The organism is Streptomyces sp. NRRL WC-3618 (assembly GCF_001280005.1).
Taxonomy (GTDB): Bacteria; Actinomycetota; Actinomycetes; order Streptomycetales; family Streptomycetaceae; genus Streptomyces.
Genome location: NZ_LGDW01000452.1, coordinates 19650 through 38966 on the forward strand (window position 1 = coordinate 19650; position 19317 = coordinate 38966).

Genomic DNA, 19317 nt, shown 5'->3' on the forward strand with positions numbered 1-19317 from the left:
ACAGCAGGGCCACCGCCAACACCCCGAGGGCGGGGCCGAACTGGGTCAGCTGCACCATCTCCGCCGGTATCCCGGTCGCCGACTGCATCGCCCCCAACACCCCTGCTGCCACGAACGCGGCGACGAGGAACGTCCCCGCCTCCGCCTTCCAGTTCCGCATGCTGCCCGGCCTCCTGCCCGATGGGTTCCGCGCGTCGCCCTCGGACGCGTCGCCCTCGACTCTGCCGGTCTCCGCGGGGCCGGCCATTGCAGGTAGCTGCCCGAGGGGGGGGTGTACTCAGGTGCAGTGTCCTGGGCGGGCCGTTCACCAGAACGAAGGGGATCGGTGCCACAACGCGGAGGGCGCGCACACCGAGCGGGCGGTCAGGCCCCACTCCGTGTGCGCGCCCTCGGATTCAGTTCTCCGGCGCGATCAGTGCCTCCGGCCTACCGGCCGATCACGATGTCCTTGGTCGCGGCCCCGGTGCGGTTGTCGTACACGACATCGCCCGTGGTCTTCTGCCAGATCCGGATACGGAACGTGTCGGGCTTGTCCGTCGCCGTGACGCGGAAGACGTAGCCGCTCTTGCCGTTGACCGTGCCGGAGCCCTGGAAGACCGCCGTGGAGCCGGTGACCACGAGCCAGTCGGAGGACTTGGCGCGCAGCTGCACGGTCGCCTTCGACGCTCCGGCTGCCGTGAAGTCGAAGGACGTCGCGCCCTTGGGGACCGTGGCGCCCTTCGGGTAGGAGGCGCCGAAGGAGAAGGCCGCCTTGCCGGTCAGCCGCGGGTCGGCAGGGTAGGAGCCCGCCCTGGACGGGATGACGCCCTTGCCCTTGGCGGAGCCCGCCGCGGGGTCGAACACGATCAGCTCGGGGAGCTGGGCGGTGGCCGTGGCTCCGTCGTCGTCCGTCACCGTGATCGTCGGGCGGAGGATCCCCGCCTTCAGGTAGGCGTGGCTCGCCTCGCAGGTGCCGCCCGTGACCTTGCCGGCCGTCGGGGTGGTGCCGTCCTTCCAGTCGATCCGGCACGTGTGGGTGTCCGCGAGGCCCGGGTCGGTGAACTTCGCCGAGACACGGGCCGGGGTCGACCTGCCCGCCGGGACAGGGGCCTTCGGACCCTGCACCGAGGTGATCGACGGGGGCGCGTTCGAGACGGTCACCGTCAGGGTGTCCTTGCTGCGACCGCCCGTCAGTGTGACCTCGTAGGTGCCGTTGTCCCGGCAGGTGATGGTGGTCGGGACCATGGTCGGGCTGGAGAACGTGCACGGGGTCGCCGCGCCCACGCTCCAACTCGGCGTGCCTGCCCCGGAGATGCTGCCCGTGAGCGGGATCGCGCTGCCTTCCTGGCCCGTGGTGTCCGCACCGGCGTGGACGATCGTCACCGGGTCGATGCTCGACAGGGTCGGGACGACCTTCTTGATCAGACCGTCGGCGTCGAACTCCAGCTTGTCGATGGTCGTTTCGCGGTGCATGCCGTCACCGCCGGGGATGGCGAAGCGGTGGTAGGCGATGTACCAGTCGTCGGTGTTCGGGACGTGGACCACCGAGTGGTGGCCGGTGCCCTTGATGCCCAGGGAGAGGTCCTTCTCCAGGATCACACCGCGCTTGGTCCAGGGACCTGTCGGCGAGGAACCGGTCGCGTAGGCCACCTGGTAGTTCTCGTCGCGGGTGTCGTTCTCCGACCACATGAAGTAGTAGGTGGCGCCCCGCTTGATGACGAACGAGCCCTCGTTGTAGCCGCTCGGGGTGATGTCGGTGACCTTCGACGGGTCGAAGGAGACCATGTCGTTGTTGAGCGGGACCACATAGGCGCGGCCGTTGCCCCAGTACAGGTACGACTGGCCGTCGTCGTCGGTGAAGACCGCCGGGTCGATCATCTGGCCCGGGTGGTCACCCGCCTTCAGCAGCGGCTTGCCCAGGGCGTCCTTGAACGGGCCGGTCGGGGAGTCCGAGACCGCCACGCCGATGTTCGCGTCGGCGCAGAAGTAGAAGTAGTACTTGCCGTTCCGCTCCTCCATGGTCGGCGCCCAGGCGCGGCTGTCGGCCCAGCTGATGTCGGGACCGAGGTCCAGGATGACGCCGTGGTCCTTCCAGTGGACCAGGTCCGTGGAGGAGTACGCCTTGAACTGCGTACCGCTCCAGCCCTCGAAGCCGTCGGTGGTCGGGTAGATGTAGAAGGTGTCGCCGAACCTGACGATGTTGGGGTCGGCGTTCAGACCCGGCAGCACCGGGCTCTTCATCTCCACCGCCGACACGGTCCAGGTGCGCTTCTTGCCGTCGGAACCGGTGACCTCGTACGTGAGCGGCTTGCTGAAGTCGCGCAGGGTGCCGGAGGCGGGGCTGATGCTCGCGCCGTGGGCGAGGGTGAACTGCGGCGCCAGGGCCCTGACATCGCTGCCCGGGTTGAGCGGTAGGACGACCTTGCTGTCCTTGTCGTTGATGATCGCGTCGACCTTGAGCGCCGGGTGGGTCACGTTGGCGATCCCGGTGGTGTTGCCGCCGAGCCGCAGGACCTCGGCGGGCGTCAGGGCCCGGTTGTAGATCCGGAAGTCGTCGACCTCGCCGCCGAAGTACGGGTCCGGGGAGTACAGGGACTTGCCGATGTAGCCGGAGTAGTCCTTCGACGCGTCGTACAGGTCGGACGGCTTGATGGTGACACCGCTCACGCGGGCCGTCTCGGCGCCGTTCACGTAGAGGATCGCCGTCTCGGTCGCGCCGTCCAGGGTGACGGTGACGTGCTGCCACTCGCCGGCCGTGAGCGGGGAGCCGCCGATCATCTGCTTCTCGCCGGACCAGGTCGCCTTGGTGATCGCCGAGAAGAGCTTCCCTGCGCCGTTGGACGGCGTGGCGAACAGGTACCTGTTGCTGTCCGGGCCGAGGCCGAACAGCCACTGGAAGTTGTCGCCGCCCTTCCACTTGACGTACGTGGAGACGGTGACGCCGGTCGCGTCCTTCAGGACCCCGCCCGGGATCTTCACGTACGGCGAGCTGGAACTGCTGTTGCCGCCGGACATCTTGAACGAGCCGCCGTGCACGCCGGTCCCGAAGGCGGGCGTACGGACGTAGGTGCCGTGGTAGCCGTGGCCGCTGGAGTCACGGACGATGCTGCCGCCGGTCTCGTCGAAGTCGTAGTGCAGGAGCAGGTCGGCCGGGACGTCGGGGCCCTCGGCGGAGACCGTGATCTCGGCGCTGACCGCGATGGCCGAGTCACCCGCGAGGTCGCCCGTCACCGTGAAGGTGCCGGCCTGCGCGTACTGCGACGCGTCCACGCTCGCCCAGGTGACCGCGACGGGCCGCTTCACGCCGTCCCCGGACTCGGCGATGACGGTGGCGGGGAGGACGGGGGCCTCACCGATGCGCGTCTCGACCTTGACGTTCTCGGCGCTCGTGATGATCTGGTCCGGCTGGTAGGTGCTCAGCAGCCGGTCGTACTCCGCCTGCGTGACCGGAAGTACCGTGCCGTGGCGGGGCTTTGAGGGAAGGTCGTAGTTCGTGGAGGGTGTCCACACGCCCGACGCGAGGTCGGTCGACTCGAACGGGATGTAGCCGCGTCCGCCGAACTCGTCGGCGAACATGTACCACTTCTTCTCGGTGTTGGACTTGAAGACGAGCGGGCCCTCGGCCGCGCTCATCGCGCCCTTGCCGATGCCCTCGGCGACGAAGTCGTAGGACGGGTTGAGGATCGAGTCGCTCTTCTCCTCGAAGATGAACTTGCTGTTGGGCGTCGAGGAGGTGTTGTTCCGCTCGTCCTTGGAGAAGCGGTAGTAGGTGTCGCTGTCCTTGATCATCGTGGAGTCGATGACCGAGTAGCCGCGGTCGATCCACACCTTGGGCGCGCTGAAGGTGCGGAAGTCACGGGTCGTCGCGTACATCATGCGGTTGTACGTGTCACCGGAGTGATCGGCGTTGTCGTACAGCTTCGAGGCCCAGAAGACGACGTACGAGCCGAGCTTCGCGTCGTAGAACGCCTCCGGCGCCCAGGTGTTGCCGGCGGAGTCGGGGGAGACCTTCACCAGGCGCTGGTCGGTCCAGTGGACCAGGTCGGTGGACTCCCACACCATGATGGACTTGCTGCCGGTGCGCTGGGAGGCGTCCCAGTCGCCGTTGCCGTAGATCCGCAGGTCGGTGGCGATCTGGTAGAACTTGTCGCCTTCGGGGGAGCGGATGATGAACGGGTCGCGCAGGCCCTTCTCGCCGAGCGTGGAGGTCAGGACGGGCTTGCCGTTGTTCAACTCCCGCCACTTCAGCGGGTCGTTGCCCTTGCTGAGGGCCGCGTAGAGCTGTTCGCCGTCCGAGGTGCCCTCGCCGGTGAAGTAGCTGAACATGTAGCCCTTGAGGGCTTCCTTCGCGGGGAGTTCGGGGACCTTGGCCGTGAAGGCGCGGGTCGCGGTGGCGGTGCCCTTGGTGATCGTCGCGGTCAGGTCGACCGTGGTGCCGCCGGCGCCGTGCGCGGGGCGGTGCACCACACCGTCGGCCGCGATGACGTCCGGGTTCGCGGAGGACCAGGCAACCGCCGTGCCGTAGGCGCCCGTTGACGGCAGCGTGATGTTGCCGCGTACGTCGTCGATGTTCGGGACGGTCAGCGCGTCGGCGGCCTGCTGGGTGGCTGTCGTGTCGTCGAAGGTGGCCGGGACCGTGATGTCGAAGGTCTTGGTGTCGCTCGCCGGGCCCTTCTTCAGGGTCGCCGTGAGCGTGGCGTGGCCGTCCGGCTGACCGGCCGCGGGGCGGGTGACCGCTCCGGAGGCCGAGACCACGGAGGCGTTGTCGGTCGCCCAGGTGATGGCGGAGCCGCCTGCCGGGCCCGCGCTCGGCAGCGTCAGGTCGGCGGTCACGGCGCTCGTGTCGCCCAGAGTGAGGGCCGACTTGTCGGCGGCGACGCCCTGCGCGGCGATGGGGAGGGAGAGTTCCTCGACCTCCGTGCTCGCCAGCGCCCGGTTGTAGACCCGGAAGTCGCGGATGTTGCCCTTGAACAGGTTGTCGCCGGGGTAGACCGACTTGCCTATGTAGTTGGCGGTGGTCGTGCCCGCGCCGATGGAGCCGGGGGTGATGGTGACCGCCGTGTTGCGGCCGACCTCCACACCGTCCTCGTAGAGCACGCCCGTGGTGCCGGTCTGGGTGTAGGTGATCTGCTTCCAGACCGCGCGCTGAAGATTCGTTCCGGCCGAGCGGGTGTTCTGCTCCGTCGACCAGTTGCCGCTGGCGATGGAGGTCCGGTACGAGTTGCCGGTGGTGAACAGGTAGCCGTTGCCGGCCGTGCCGACGGTGTTGCCGAAGCCGTAGATGAAGTACGGGTTCGCCTGGGCGGCGTCGATCTTCACGTCCATCGCGACGGTGATCGAGCTCATGCCGCTCATGATGTTGTCCGGCACCTTGATGTAGGTGTTGGAACCGTTGAAGGCGAGCCCGTCACCGGAGTTGGACCAGCCGGCTGTCCCGTTCACCGTGCCCGTACGGCCGTTGCCCGAGGCGTCCGCGACGGTCGTGCCGGAGGCCGCGTCGAGCTTGTACCAGAGGGCCAGCCCGTCGGTGACGCCGGCCGCGGCGGCGTGCGCGGGGACCGACATGGCCAGCGGCCCGGCGAGGCCTAGGAGAAGCGATGCGGCGGTCAGCCCGGCGAGCCTTTCCGACCAGGGTCTGCTGCGGTCGCGTGATCTCGCGAGTTGCATCGTTTCGTTTTCCTCTGATCGGACACGTGGGGAGGTAACGGGAGACACGAGATTTCTTCTGTGTGTCCGCGCGTTGCGAGAGTGTCAATCGATGCGCCCAGGGGCGTCAAGGGTTTACGAACGACGTTCGACAGGTCGGACAACTAGTTTTTACCTGCTGGACGTCAAGCGGAATCGAATCCGTCACAAACATTGACGTGTGTACCCACCTGTCCCCCGGGCGAGGGCGGCCGCGAGAGCTGTCGGTGAAGCGGGTGCGGACGAAGGACGGGCCGAATCCTGTTCGACGCGGACGCGTGATCGAGTAAGGATGGCGCCATGCCCGACCTGCGAACCGAACGCCTCGTCCTGCGCTCCTGGCGCCCCTCCGACCGCGCCCCCTGGGCGGCCATGAACGCCGACCCGGAGGTCCGCGAGCATCTCGGAGACCTCCTTACCCGTGAACAGAGCGACGCCTGCGCCGCCGACTTCCAGGCCTGCCTGGACGAACGGGGCTGGGGCTGGTGGGCGGTGGAGGTGACCGGCACCGGTGAGTTCATCGGCTTCGCCGGCCTGGACCCGGTCGAGGACGACATGGCGTTCGGCGGGGTGGAGGCGGGGTGGCGGCTGGCCCGCTCCGCGTGGGGCCACGGGTACGCAACGGAGGCCGCCCGAGCGGTGGTTGCCCACGCCTTCGACGAGAAGGGCCCAGGCCTCGAAGAGGTCCTGGCGATCACGACGGCCACCAACCTCCGCTCACAGGCGGTGATGCAACGCCTCGGCATGACCTACGACCCCGACAAGGACTTCGACGACCTGACAGTCCCGGAGGGACCGCTGCGCCGGAACGTGGTGTACGGGATCAGGGCCGACGCCTGGATCTAGGCGATCACCAGGGTGTCCGGCGCCACGCCCCGCTCCCGCCCCTCGCGCGCGGCGGGCACACGACACCGGTGCGCGCCCCCCACTGGAGGGCCATGGCGTCGTTCAGGGGCGCATCAGCAGCTGGAAGTCGAAGGCGTACCGCGATGCCCGGTAGATGTGCGTGCCGAACTCCACGGGGCGTCCCGTGTCGTCGTACGCCGTCCGTTGCATCGTGAGCAGGGCGGCGCCCTCTGGCTCCTCCAGGCGTTTCGCCTCCGCCGCCGTGGCCGAGCGGGCGCCGACGGTCTGGCGGGCGCTGTGCAGGGTGATGCCCGCGGTGCGCAGCATCCGGTACAGGCCCGTCGACTCCAGCCGGGTGGCGTCGAGTTCGAGGAGCCCCGAGGGCAGGTAATTGCAGAGGAACGCCACCGGTTCGCCGTGCGTGCAGCGCAGCCGCTCCAGCACGACGACCTCGGTGCCCTCCTCCACCCCGAGGGCGGCGGCGACCTCGGCGGACGCCGGCTTCGCCTCGTTGCGCAGGACCTGCGTGGTGGGCCCCTGCCCGGCCGCCTCCAGGTCGTCGTACAGGCTGCTCAGTTCGAGCGGGCGCTTGACCTGGCTGTGCACCACCTGCGTACCGACGCCTCGCCGGCGTACCAGCAGGCCCTTGTCCACCAGGGACTGGATCGCCTGGCGGACCGTGGGCCTGGACAGGCCCAGGCGGACCGACAGGTCGATCTCGTTGCCCAGGAGATTGCCGGGCGCCAGAATCCCGTGCTCGATCGCCGCCTCCAGCTGCTGAGCCAGCTGGTAGTAGAGCGGAACCGGGCTGGAGCGGTCCAGCGTGAAGTCCATGGTGTCGAGCGGGGAGCCGGACACCGCGCGGGCGCGATCACCGGGTGTCGCCACGGGGGCACCTCCCTTCGGATAGTGATAGTGACGGTCAGAGGTGTCGGCGGCGGTCGGCGGACTGGCGCTCGTACTCCTCTCGGGCCTGTACGGCGGACTCCCGGGTGGCGGTCTCGGCGACCGGTACGTCCCACCAGGCCTCCGCCGGGGGAGCGGTCGGCGTCGGGTCGGTCTCGACGTACACACAGGTCGGCCGGTCCGAGGCGCGTGCCGTCGCCAGGGCCGTGCGCAGCTCGCCCACGGTCTTGGCGCGCAGGACGTGCATGCCGAGGCTGGCCGCGTTCGCCGCCAGGTCGACCGGCAGCGGGTCGCCGGTGAAGGTGCCGTCGGCGGCCCGGTAGCGGTAGGGGGTGCCGAAGCGCTCGCCGCCGACCGACTCGGAGAGGCCGCCGATGGAGGCGTACCCATGGTTCTGGATGAGGACCAGGTTGACCGGCAGGCCCTCCTGGACGGCCGTGACGATCTCGGTCGGCATCATGAGGTAGGTGCCGTCGCCGACCAGTGACCAGACCGGGGTGTCCGGGGCGGCCTGCTGGACGCCGATCCCGGCCGGGATCTCGTAGCCCATGCAGGAGTAGCCGTACTCCAGGTGGTACTGGCGGGGGCTGCGGGCCCGCCACAGCTTGTGCAGGTCACCGGGGAGCGACCCCGCCGCGTTGATGATCACGTCGTCGTCGCCGACGACCGAGTCCAGCGCGCCCAGCACCTGGGTCTGGGTCGGCACGGCGGAGTCCTCACCACGGAAGGCGGCCTCGACCACCGTGTCCCAGCGCTCCCGGCCCGCCCGGTACTCCGCCTCGTACGCCTGGCCGACCCGGTGCCCGGTCTCCGTCAGCGCCTCGGTGAGCGCCGTCAGGCCCGCGCGGGCGTCGCAGACGAGTGGGCGCGCCGCCAGCTTGTGGGCGTCGAAGGCGGCGATGTTCAGGTTGAGGAACCGCACGCCGGGGTTCTGGAACAGGGTGTTCGAGGCGGTCGTGAAGTCCGTGTAGCGCGTGCCGACGCCGATGACCAGGTCGGCGGTGCGGGCCAGGTCGTCGCTGACGGCCGTACCGGTGTGGCCGATGCCGCCCAGGTCGGCGGGGTGGTCGTAGCGCAGGGAACCCTTGCCGGCCTGGGTGGAGCCCACCGGGATGCCGGTGGCGTCCACCAGGGCCTTCAGTGCCTCCTCGGCCTCGCTGTGGTGGATCCCGCCGCCCGCGACGATCAGCGGGCGCTCGGCGGCCCGGATCGCCGACACGGCCTGGGCCAGCTCGTACGGGTCGGGCGCGGGACGTCGGACGTGCCAGACGCGCTCGGCGAAGAACTCCTCCGGCCAGTCGTACGCCTCCACCTGTACGTCCTGCGGCAGCGCGAGCGTGACGGCACCGGTCTCCACCGGATCCGTGAGGACGCGTACGGCGTTCAGCGCGGACGGGATCAGCGCCTCGGGGCGCGTGACCCGGTCGAAGTAGCGCGAGACCGGGCGCAGGGTGTCGTTGACGGACAGGTCGGCCTCGACCGGGTGCTCCAGTTGCTGGAGCAGCGGGTCCGCGCTGCGCGTCGCGAAGTAGTCGCCGGGCAGGAGCAGCACCGGAAGGCGGTTGATCGTCGCGAGGGCGGCGCCCGTGACGAGGTTGGTGGCGCCCGGACCGATGGACGTGGTGACGGCCTGCGTCGAGAGCCGGTTCAGCTGGCGGGCGTGACCGACGGCCGCGTGGACCATCGACTGCTCGTTGCGGCCCTGGTGGAACGGCATCGCGTCCTCGCCGGCCTCCAGGAGCGCCTGGCCGAGACCCGCGACATTCCCGTGGCCGAAGATGCCCCACGTGCCGGAGATCAGCCGGTGGCGTACGCCGTCGCGCTCGGTGTACTGGACGGACAGGAACCGCACCAGCGCCTGGGCGACGGTCAGACGGCGGGTAGGGGTGGCGGCGGCGCTCATCAGGAATTCTCCGGGGCCGTGTAGAGGGGCAGACGGGGGTCGACGGGCTGCTCGGGCCAGGTACCGCGGACCCAGGCGTGATCGGGGTGGTCGCAGATCAGCCAGGCGCGGTCGTCCTCGGGACCCGCCATGACGTTGAGGTAGTACATGTGGTGGCCCGGCACGGCCATGGAGGGCCCGTGCCAGCCGTCGGGGATGAGGACGACGTCCCCGTCACGCACCTCGGCCAGCACATCCGTGTTCCGCCCCTGCCCGGACGGGGACACCCGCTGGTAGCCGAGGCCGGGCGTGCCCTCGTGGTCCGCGAACTCGAAGTAGTAGATCTCCTCGAGGACGGACTCCTCGCCGGGCCGGTGCTCGTCGTGCTTGTGCGGCGGGAACGACGACCAGTTCCCGCCGGGGGTGATCACCTCGACGGCGATCAGCTTGTCGCACTCGAAGACGCCGGCCGCGCCGAAGTTGTTGACCTGCCGGGAGGAGTTCCCGGTGCCGCGCAACTCCACCGGAACGGAGGAGGCGGGCCCGTAGCGGGCGGGCAGCCGACGGGTGCAGCGGGCGCCGGTGAGCGCGAAGCGCCCGCCCGCGGCCGAGGTGATGGTCGTACGAGCGTCGCGGGGCAGGTACACGAAGTCGCTGACGCCGCTGAACACGCTGTCGCGGCCCTGTACCTCGAAAGTGGAGTGGCCGAAGTCGTCCGTCGTCTCGACCGCGCAGGCACCGCTGAGGGACAGCACGATCCACTCGCTGTCGCCGCTGGAAAGCGTGTGCGAGCCACCCGGGGGGAGCTCCAGCACCCGGAGGCTGGAGTAGCCCCAGCCGGCCTTCTCGGGGTTGACTTCGACGACGTACGAGTCGCCGAGGGCCTTGCCTGCCGGGAGGTGGTAGGCGGTGGTCATGGTCTGTCACTCCTGTTCACAGCGGATCCCGTGTTGACCCTGCTCACAGCCGGGCCCCGTGGACCCACCGAACAATCCGCCGAACGTCTGCACTAGGGTCAGCGAGTGCACCGGGCTGCGGCGGATAAAGATCAACTCCGCTGCGGCCCATGGTGACCAGGTCGAAGGGCGGGGCTGACTCGGTCATACGATGCTCCCTCGAGCTGCGGAGGATGCGGGTCCGGAGGGGCCTGTCGTCCTCCCAGGTGTAGGACTCGGAGGGTGGCACTGTCAAGGGTTTGTTCTTACATTCTGACCTGCTAGTGAAATGATGTCTTGACAAAGTATTGACATAGGACAGTTCCAAGGAATTGGATTCGGTCCCAACACGACTGCCGTACACAACCGCCGTACACGATTGCCGTGTTCGCGGCACACGGCCCGGACCTCCGGGGCCCGGGCCCGGGATCGTCCCGGTCTCTCCCCTCTCCCCGGTCGCACAGTGAGGTGCAGGAAAGATGGCTCGCTCTTCTGGCTCCCGCAGAATCGCCCCCGTTGTTGCCGCTGCCGCGGCAGCGGCTCTGGTCCTCGCGGGCTGCTCCAGCAGTTCCGGTGGCAAGAAGGCCGAGGACAACGGTTCCGGCGCCTCTGCGGGCAAGGCCACCACCCCTCGGATGACCGTCGCCCTGGTCACCCACCAGGCGCCCGGTGACGCCTTCTGGGACATCGTCCGCAAGGGAGCCCAGGCCGCCGCGGACAAGGACAACATCAAGCTCGTCTACTCGGCCGACCCGGACGCGGGCAACCAGTCCAACCTCGTCCAGAACGCGATCGACCAGAAGGTCGACGGCATAGCCATCACGCTGGCGAAGCCGGACGCCATGAAGGACGTCGTCGCCAAGGCGACGGCCGCGGGCATTCCTGTCGTCGGCCTCAACTCGGGCCTGAGCGACTGGAAGAAGCTCGGTCTCCAGCAGTTCTTCGGCCAGGACGAGTCCGTCGCGGGCGAGGCGTTCGGCAAGAAGCTGAACGAGGTCGGCTCCAAGAAAGCCGTCTGTGTCATCCAGGAGCAGGGCAACGTCGGCCTCACCCAGCGCTGCGACGGTGTGAAGAAGACGTTCACCGGCAAGCTGGAGATCCTCAACGTCAACGGCACCGACATGCCGTCCGTCAAGTCGACGATCACCGCGAAGCTCAACCAGGACAAGGCCATCGACTACGTGGTCACGCTCGGCGCCAGCTACGCGCTGACCGCGGTGCAGTCGGTGGGCGACGCGGGCAGCAAGGCGAAGGTCGCGACCTTCGACCTCAACAAGGAGATGACGGACGCCATCACGAAGGGCGACGTCCAGTTCGCGGTCGACCAGCAGCCCTACCTCCAGGGCTACCTGGCCGTCGACTCCATGTGGCTCTTCAAGAACAACGGCAACTACAGCGGTGGCGGTGAGCAGCCCGTGCTGACCGGTCCCGCCTTCGTCGACAAGTCCAACGTCGAGAAGATCGCCGCGTTCGCGGCGAAGGGCACTCGGTGATGTCGATGGGTCAGACAACGGCTCCGGCGGCGAGTTCCTCGCCGCCGGCTCGGCCGGCCACCCAGAAGGACGGCCGCACCAGCCGGCGTTCCCTGGGGCGCCGGCTGCTCGGCCGCCCCGAGGTCGGCGCTCTCATCGCGGCGATCCTCGTGTACGTGTTCTTCTTCGCGGTGGCGCCCTCGTTCCGTGAGACCAGTGCGCTGGCGACCGTGCTCTACCAGGCGTCCGTGATGGGCATCATGGCGTTGCCGGTGGCGCTGTTGATGATCGGCGGGGAGTTCGACCTGTCGGCCGGTGTCGCGGTGACGACGTCGGCGCTGACCGCCGCGATCCTCAGTTTCCAGCTGTCCATGAACGTGTGGACGGGCGTGTTCGTCGCGCTGGTCGTCTCCCTCGCCGTGGGGGCGTTCAACGGCTGGCTGCTGATCAGGACGGGACTGCCGAGCTTCCTGGTCACCCTGGGCTCGTTCCTGATCCTGCAGGGCGCCAACCTCGCCGTCACGAAGATCTTCACCGGCAACGTGGCGAGCGACTCGATCGCCGACATGGACGGCTTCGACCAGGCCAAGAAGGTCTTCGCCTCCGAGTTCAGCATCGGTGGCGTCAGCTTCAAGATCACGATCGTGTACTGGCTGGTGTTCGCCGCGATCGCCACCTGGCTGCTGCTGCGCACCAGGTTCGGCAACTGGATCTTCGCGGTCGGCGGCAGCAACGACAGCGCCCGCGCGGTCGGTGTCCCGGTCAACTTCACGAAGATCGCTCTGTTCATGGGCGTGGGCGTGGGCGCCTGGTTCGTGGGCATGCACCTGCTCTTCTCGTTCAACACGGTGCAGTCCGGCCAGGGCGTGGGCAACGAGTTCCTCTACATCATCGCGGCGGTCATCGGCGGCTGCCTGCTGACCGGCGGCTACGGCTCGGCGATCGGCCCGGTCATCGGCGCCTTCATCTTCGGCATGGTCTCCCAGGGCATCGTCTACGCCAACTGGAACCCGGACTGGTTCAAGGCGTTCCTCGGCGTGATGCTCCTGGTCGCCGCCCTCGTCAATCTGTGGGTCCGCCGCCAGGCGACCCGGAGGTGAACTGATGACAACCAACGAATCCACCTCGCCCAACGGCACACCCACCGAGGACGCCGAGGGCAGTTCGCCCGAGCCCCAGGACGCCGCGCCGATCGTCGAACTGCGGGGCACCGGCAAGTCGTACGGCAACGTCCGTGCCCTGCACGGCGTGAACCTCGCCGTCCGCTCCGGCCAGGTCACCTGCGTGCTGGGCGACAACGGCGCCGGCAAGTCCACGCTGATCAAAATCATCTCCGGGCTGCACCAGCACACCGAGGGCGAACTCCTCATCGACGGCAGCCCCGTCCACTTCGGCACACCCCGCGAGGCACTGGACGCCGGTATCGCCACCGTCTACCAGGACCTCGCGACGGTGCCGCTGATGCCGGTGTGGCGCAACTTCTTCCTCGGCTCCGAGATGACCAAGGGCCCCTGGCCGATCCGCCGCCTCGACATCGAGAAGATGAAGCAGACCGCGGATGCGGAACTGCGCAACATGGGCATCGTCCTGGACGACCTCGACCAGCCCATCGGCACCCTCTCCGGCGGCCAGCGCCAGTCCGTGGCCATCGCCCGCGCCGTCTACTTCGGGGCCCGTGTCCTCATCCTCGACGAGCCCACCGCCGCCCTCGGCGTCAAGCAGTCCGGTGTCGTGCTCAAGTACATCGCCGCCGCCCGCGACAAGGGCCTGGGCGTCATCTTCATCACCCACAACCCCCACCACGCCTACATGGTCGGCGACCACTTCAGCGTCCTGCGCCTGGGCACCATGGAACTGTCCGCCGCCCGCAGCGAGGTGAGCCTCGAAGAGCTCACCAACCACATGGCGGGCGGGGCGGAACTCGCTGCGCTCAAGCATGAGTTGGCGCAGGTGCGGGGGGTGGACGTCGATGAACTCCCCGAGGTGGAGGACCTGACGGCACCCGTCGCCGCCCCCTCGCAGGGGAAGTCGGTGTAGCGCGTAGCGTGAGGGGACGCGCGGTTGTTCGGCGGGTGCGGGTCCGTTGCGGCTTGTCGCGCCCGCGCGGCGGAGCCGCAAATGTCACAGCCCCGCGCCCCTGGGTGGGTCGGCTCGCCGTATGCCGAAAGGGGCACCCTTTCTCCATGAAGAGCCGTGACACGCTCGGCGTTCTCGTGATCGGTACCGGGAAGATGGGTGCCGATCACGTTCGTCGTATTGAGGAAGTCACCAGCGGGGCCCGGGTGGTCGCCGTCGTGGACGTCGATCAGGAGCGGGCCGAGTCGGTCGCCGCCGGTGTCGACGGCTGTACGGCGTACGCGGACCCCGTCGCCGCCATGGCGTCCCCCGATGTCGACGCCGTACTCATCGCCTCGCCCGGGGCCGCTCACGAGGCGGCCCTGCTCGCGGCGTTCTCCTACGACCTGCCGGTGTTGTGCGAGAAGCCGCTCACACCCGACGCGGCTTCCGCGCTGCGGGTGCTGGAGGCCGAGCGGAAGTTGGGGCACCGCCGGGTTCAGGTCGGGTTCATGCGGCGCTACGACAGCGAGTACCTGAAGCTCAAGTCACTCCTCGACACAGGGCGGTTGGGCCGGCCGCTCATGCTGCACAACCGGCATCGCAACCTGGCTTCCCCGCCCTGGTGGACCAGCGCGATGCACATCAACGACTCCGTGGTGCACGAGATGGACGTGACCCGGTGGCTCCTCGGACAGGAGATCACCGCGGTCACCGTGCTGTGTCCGAGGCCGTCCCGGAACGCGCCGGACGGCCTTCAGGACCCCCAGTTCGTCGTGATGGAGACCGACGGCGGCGCGATCGTCGACGTCGAGATCAACGTCAACTGCGGCTTCGGATACCAGGTGCAGGCCGAGGTGGTCTGCGAACGCGGGACCGCGCGGATCGGCGACGGGCACGGCATGGTCGTCAACTCGGACGGCCGCTGGGGCGGGGCCATCGCCCAGGACTTCATCGAGCGGTTCGAGGACGCGTACGACCGTGAGGTCCAGGCATGGGTCGACGCCACCCGGCGCGGCGAGGTCACCGGGCCCGGTGTCTGGGACGGTTACGCGGTGGCCGCGGTCTGCGAGGCCGGCGTACGCGCGCGGACCGAGGGGCGGCGCGTCGAGGTGGAACTCGTGGAACGGCCCGCGCTGTACCGCTGACTCAGACCGTGCGTACCTCCTCGACACGCACCGGGCGGTGCTCCTGGAGCGACAGCGTGCACGCGTCCGCGATCCAGCCCGCCTCCAGCGCCTCGGCGACCGTGCACGGGGAGGTGCGGTGGCCCGCGACGACCTCCGTGAACGCCGTCAGCTCGGCGCGGTAGGCCGGGACGAAGCGGTCCATGAAGAAGTCGTGCGGCACACCCGCCGGGAAGGTGACACCCGGCTCCACCGAGCGCAGCGGGAGCTTGTCCTCCAGGCCCACGGAGATGCTGTCCTTGAAGCCGTGCAGGTCCATACGGACGTCGTAACCACGGGCGTTGTGACGGGAGTTGGAGACCACGGCGATCGTGCCGTCGTCCAGGGTGAGGATCGCGCCGGTGGTGTCGGCGTCGCCCGCCTCCTTGATGTAGTCGGCACCCCGGTTGCCGCCGACCGCGTACACCTCGGTCACCTCGCGGCCCGTCACCCAGCGGATGATGTCGAAGTCGTGCACCGAACAGTCCCGGAAGATGCCCCCGGAGGCGGCGATGTACGCGGCCGGCGGCGGCGCCGGGTCCAGCGTGGTCGACCGGACGGAGTGCAGGAGGCCCAGCTCGCCGCTGCGGACGGCGTCCCGGGCGGCGCTGAAGCCCGCGTCGAAGCGGCGCTGGTAGCCGATCTGGATCTCGACACCGCTGTCCTTCACGGCGCCCAGCACCGCGACCCCCTCGGCCATCGTGCGGGCCACCGGCTTCTCGCAGAACACCGGCACACCCGCCTCGACGGCGGCGAGGATCAGCGCCGGATGGGCGTCCGTCGCGGCGGCGACGACGATGCCGTCCACACCGGCGGCCAGCAGGGCCTCCGGGGAGTCCGCGACCTGGGCGCCGAAGCGCTCCGCGGCGGTCTTGGCGGCCGCCGCGAACGGGTCGCTGACCACGAGGGAGTCGACGGCGTCGAGACCGGAGAGGGTCTCGGCGTGGAAGGCGCCGATGCGGCCGAGGCCGAGGATTCCGATACGCATGGGCTGTGCTGCTCCTTGTGTGGGGCGGGTGCTGTGTGGGGCGGGTGTTGCGGGTGTGCTGCGAGGAAGGTGAGTGAAGGAGGCGTCAGTCCAGGCCGCCCAGGACGTTCTGGTCCCAGTCGATCACCGAACCGGTGACCACCCCCGACCGGTCGGACAGCAGGAGGACCACGAAGTCCGCGATCTCGTCCGGCTGGCCGAGCTTGCCCATCGGCAGGCGTTCGGCGGCCTGGTCGAGCCAGTCGTCGCCCGCTCCGTGGAAGGCCCGCTGGGTGGCGTCCTCCCCCTCCGTCGCGGTCCAGCCGATGTTCAGACCGTTGATCCGGACCCGGTCCCAGCGGTGCGCGTGCGCCGCGTTGCGGGTCAGGCCTATGAGACCGGCCTTCGCGGCGACGTACGGGGCCAGGAAGGGCTGCCCGCCGTGCGCCGAGGACGTGATGATGTTGACGACCGTGCCGGGCGCCTTGCGCGCCACCATGTCCGCCACCGCCGCCTGCATGGCGAAGAACGGGCCCTTGAGGTTGATCGCGATGTGCGCGTCGAACAGCTCGGGCGTGGTGTCGAGCAGCGTGCCGCGCGAGGTCAGGCCCGCCGAGTTGACCAGGCAGTCGATCCGGCCGTGGGCGGCGATCACCTCGGCCACGGACGCCTTCGCCTGCTCGGCGTCCGAGAGGTCGGCACGTACGTACATGGCCTTGCCGCCCGCCGCCGTCAGCTCCGCGACCAGCGCCTCGCCCGGCTCCGGGCGCCGCCCGGTCACCGCGACGACGGCGCCCTCGCGGACGGCGGCCCGGGCGATGGCCGCCCCGACGCCCTGGCTGCCGCCGTTGACGAGGACGACCTTGTCCTGAAGAAGTGCCATGCCGTCTCGTTCCTCAGCTCGTCTGTCGTTCGGCGCCGGCCCGCATCGCGTCGCGGAGCGCCTCCGGAGTCCACTCCTCGCGCAGCGCCCGCCGTACGAGGTCCGCCTGCGAGGGCGGGGCCAGGCCGTCGACCGGCGGATCCCGGTCGAGGTTGGTGGGAAAGGGGTAGCCCTCGGCCGAGGCCGCGACGACCGCCTCGAGCCAGGCGTCGCCCGCCCCCTCGGCCTTGCGGGCGAGCAGCACGGGGTAGACCGCGTTCACGATCGCCTCCCGGTCCACGGTCTCCATGGCCCGCCCGAACGCGGAGGACACCTGGAGGAGGTTCGCCATCCGGCGGATGTCCGCGGAGCGGTTGGTGCCGGCCGCGTGGAAGAGCGCCGGGTTGAAGAACACCGCGTCGCCCTTGGCCAGCGGCAGCTGCACGTGGTGGGCGTCGAAGTACGCCCTGAACTCCGGGAGCCGCCACGCGAGATAGCCGGGCTCGTACGTGTGCGAGTACGGCAGGTACAGCGTCGGCCCGGACTCGACGGGCATGTCGATGTGGGCGACCGCGCCCTGCAGCGTCAGCACGGGGGACAGCCGGTGGACGTGCGCCGGGTAGGCGGCCGCCGCCTCGTCGGACAGGAAGCCGAGGTGGTAGTCGCGGTGCGGACGCTGGGCCTCGCCACCGGGATTGACCACGTTGATCTGCGAGGTGACCTGGTAGCCGGGGCCGAGCCAGGCCGTCGAGACGAGGGCGACCATGTCGTTGGCGTAGTAGTCGGCGAACGCCTCCGGGGCGCGCAGAGCCGTCTTCTCCAGGGCGTTCCACACCCGGTCGTTGGCCCCCGGCTTGGCGAAGTGGTCGCCCGCGGTGGTCCCGGCGGCCCGCTGGTCGGCGATCAGAGACTCGAAGGCGGCGGTCGCCGAGTCCACCACCGCCGGATCGGCGAAGGCCCGCTGGAGGACCACGACGCCGGGCCCGTCGGTGAGCGCCCGGACCAGTTCCGCCAGGACCTGCCGGCGCCCGTCGGGTGCGGTGACGGCGGTGCGCAGCCGCTCACTGTCGTAGACGAGGACGTTGTCGCGGACGGCGGTCGAGTACGGGTAGTCGGCGGCGTCGGTCGTCCGCTCGGCCTCGGCGCGGAAGGCGTCGAGATCACAGTCCTGTGCGGACAGCCACGCGGGGCGCTGTGCGGCGGTGAGGGACATCGTCGTCCTTCTCTCGACGGTCGTGGTCGCTGTCATTGTTGTCATGACAAACTCGTCAAACAACCAGCAGGCAGCCATCAAAAACCCCTCACGACCTAGCCGAGGAGCCCTCCCATGGGTCATCCCTACCCCATCCGGGAGATCGCACGTCAGGCCGGCCTCAGCGAGGCCACCGTCGACCGCGTCCTGAACGGCCGGGGCGGTGTGCGCGAGAGCACCCAGCGGGAGGTACGGCAGGCCGTCGCGGACCTGGACCGCCAGCGCACCCAGGTCCGGCTGGTCGGCCGCACGTTCATGATCGACATCGTGATGCAGGCGCCGGAGCGGTTCACCACCGCCGTCCGGGCCGCCCTGGAGGCCGAGCTGCCAGCCCTCCACCCGGCAGTCGTGCGCTCCCGCTTCCACTTCCGCGAGACCGGCCCGGTGACCGAACTGGTGGCGACCCTCGACCGCATCGCCCGGCGCGGCTCCCAGGGCGTCATCGTCAAGGCACCGGACGTCCCCGAGATCACAGCCGCCGTCGGCCGCCTGGTGGCCGCCGGCATCCCGGTCGTGACCCTGGTGACCGACCTGCCCTCCAGCGCCCGCCTCGCCTACGTCGGCATCGACAACCGGGCCGCCGGCGCCACCGCCGCGTACCTCATGGGCCAGTGGCTCGGCGACCGCCCCGGCAACGTGCTGACCAGCCTCAGCAGCGGCTTCTTCCGCAACGAGGAGGAACGCGAGATGGGCTTCCGGGGCGCCATGCGGGCTCGGCACCCCGAGCGCGCCCTCGTCGAGATCACCGAGGGCCAGGGCCTGGACGCCACTCAGTACGACCTGGTCCGCGACGCCCTGCAACGCGACGCCGACATCCGGGCGGTCTACTCGATCGGCGGTGGCAATATCGCGACGCTACGGGCCTTCGAGGACCTGGGGCGAGAGTGCGCGGTGTTCGTCGCCCACGACCTCGACCACGACAACACCCGCCTGCTGCGAGAACACCGCCTGTCCTGCGTCCTGCACCACGACCTCCGCCAGGACATGCAAGAGACCTGCCGCACCATCATGCGCACCCACGGCGCCCTACCGCCGGCGACCCCGCCCCTACCATCGGCGATCCAGGTGGTGACCCCGTACAACATGCCCCCATGCTGACGGTCCTGGGGACGCAGGGCCGTCTCGATTCGGGCGCGGACGCGCCCCGAAAGGGGCGCGGGGAACTGCGCGACAAGCCCCCATCGGCCCGCCCCCAACGAACCAGCCGCTACACCCTCACTGGCCCCCGGTCAACGACCTGGTCGGGGCTGCGGAAGGGCCCTGATAGGGGTGCGGGGAACTGCGCGACAAGCCCCCACCGGCCCGCACCC

Annotated in this window: 13 protein-coding genes; 6 read left to right on the forward strand and 7 right to left on the reverse strand. The window is 69.6% G+C overall.

The features are described 5' to 3' along the window. Positions 1 to 426: 426 nt before the first annotated feature. A complete protein-coding gene (locus ADL01_RS31030; protein ID WP_053745333.1) occupies positions 427 to 5646 on the reverse strand; it encodes a family 43 glycosylhydrolase in 5220 nt (1739 codons plus the stop codon). A gap of 318 nt (positions 5647 to 5964) precedes the next feature. On the opposite strand from ADL01_RS31030, the gene ADL01_RS31035 reads away from it, so the two are divergent. Then, the gene (locus tag ADL01_RS31035; protein WP_053745334.1) at positions 5965 to 6510 is read left to right on the forward strand and encodes a GNAT family N-acetyltransferase; all 546 of its coding nucleotides are present in this window, start codon (positions 5965 to 5967) and stop codon (positions 6508 to 6510) included. A gap of 102 nt (positions 6511 to 6612) precedes the next feature. On the opposite strand, the gene ADL01_RS31040 is transcribed toward ADL01_RS31035, so the two are convergent. Genes ADL01_RS31040 through iolB form a run of 3 tightly spaced genes read right to left on the reverse strand, consistent with a single transcriptional unit; the run spans position 6613 to position 10215 of the window. Next, a complete protein-coding gene (locus ADL01_RS31040; protein WP_053745335.1) occupies positions 6613 to 7398 on the reverse strand; it encodes a GntR family transcriptional regulator in 786 nt (261 codons plus the stop codon). Between the two features lie 34 nt (positions 7399 to 7432). After that, on the reverse strand, positions 7433 to 9319 hold the full coding sequence (gene iolD, locus ADL01_RS31045; RefSeq protein ID WP_053745336.1) for a 3D-(3,5/4)-trihydroxycyclohexane-1,2-dione acylhydrolase (decyclizing): 1887 nt from the start codon (positions 9317 to 9319) through the stop codon (positions 7433 to 7435). After that, positions 9319 to 10215: a 5-deoxy-glucuronate isomerase gene (gene iolB, locus ADL01_RS31050; RefSeq protein ID WP_053745337.1), complete on the reverse strand. Its 897-nt coding sequence runs from the start codon at positions 10213 to 10215 to the stop codon at positions 9319 to 9321. The genes iolD and iolB overlap by 1 nt, the downstream gene beginning before the upstream one ends. 497 nt (positions 10216 to 10712) lie before the next feature. On the opposite strand from iolB, the gene ADL01_RS31055 reads away from it, so the two are divergent. From ADL01_RS31055 to ADL01_RS31070, 4 genes are all read left to right on the forward strand, one after another. Continuing rightward, positions 10713 to 11726 carry a substrate-binding domain-containing protein gene (locus ADL01_RS31055; protein WP_053745338.1) on the forward strand — a complete coding sequence of 338 codons (1014 nt, stop codon included), beginning with the start codon at positions 10713 to 10715 and terminating at the stop codon, positions 11724 to 11726. A 5-nt stretch (positions 11727 to 11731) separates the two neighbouring features. Then, complete coding sequence (locus ADL01_RS31060; RefSeq protein ID WP_053745368.1) at positions 11732 to 12805, forward strand: ABC transporter permease; 1074 nt, start codon at positions 11732 to 11734, stop codon at positions 12803 to 12805. Between the two features lie 4 nt (positions 12806 to 12809). Continuing rightward, positions 12810 to 13742 (forward strand): ATP-binding cassette domain-containing protein, encoded by a 933-nt coding sequence (locus ADL01_RS31065; protein WP_053745339.1) that lies wholly within the window; start codon positions 12810 to 12812, stop codon positions 13740 to 13742. 146 nt (positions 13743 to 13888) lie between these two features. After that, positions 13889 to 14908: a Gfo/Idh/MocA family protein gene (locus ADL01_RS31070; RefSeq protein WP_053745340.1), complete on the forward strand. Its 1020-nt coding sequence runs from the start codon at positions 13889 to 13891 to the stop codon at positions 14906 to 14908. A gap of 1 nt (position 14909) precedes the next feature. Here ADL01_RS31070 and ADL01_RS31075 read toward each other — a convergent pair whose 3' ends face one another. The 3 genes from ADL01_RS31075 to ADL01_RS31085 all read right to left on the reverse strand — a co-directional run bounded on the left by ADL01_RS31075 (position 14910) and on the right by ADL01_RS31085 (position 17968). Beyond that, complete coding sequence (locus ADL01_RS31075; protein WP_053745341.1) at positions 14910 to 15914, reverse strand: Gfo/Idh/MocA family oxidoreductase; 1005 nt, start codon at positions 15912 to 15914, stop codon at positions 14910 to 14912. 85 nt (positions 15915 to 15999) lie between these two features. Next, positions 16000 to 16776 (reverse strand): SDR family oxidoreductase, encoded by a 777-nt coding sequence (locus tag ADL01_RS31080; protein WP_053745342.1) that lies wholly within the window; start codon positions 16774 to 16776, stop codon positions 16000 to 16002. A gap of 13 nt (positions 16777 to 16789) precedes the next feature. Next, on the reverse strand, positions 16790 to 17968 hold the full coding sequence (locus ADL01_RS31085) for a phytanoyl-CoA dioxygenase family protein (protein WP_053745343.1): 1179 nt from the start codon (positions 17966 to 17968) through the stop codon (positions 16790 to 16792). 114 nt (positions 17969 to 18082) lie between these two features. Between ADL01_RS31085 and ADL01_RS31090 the strand changes: the two genes are divergently transcribed. Beyond that, on the forward strand, positions 18083 to 19105 hold the full coding sequence (locus ADL01_RS31090; RefSeq protein ID WP_053745344.1) for a LacI family DNA-binding transcriptional regulator: 1023 nt from the start codon (positions 18083 to 18085) through the stop codon (positions 19103 to 19105). Positions 19106 to 19317 lie beyond the last annotated feature (212 nt).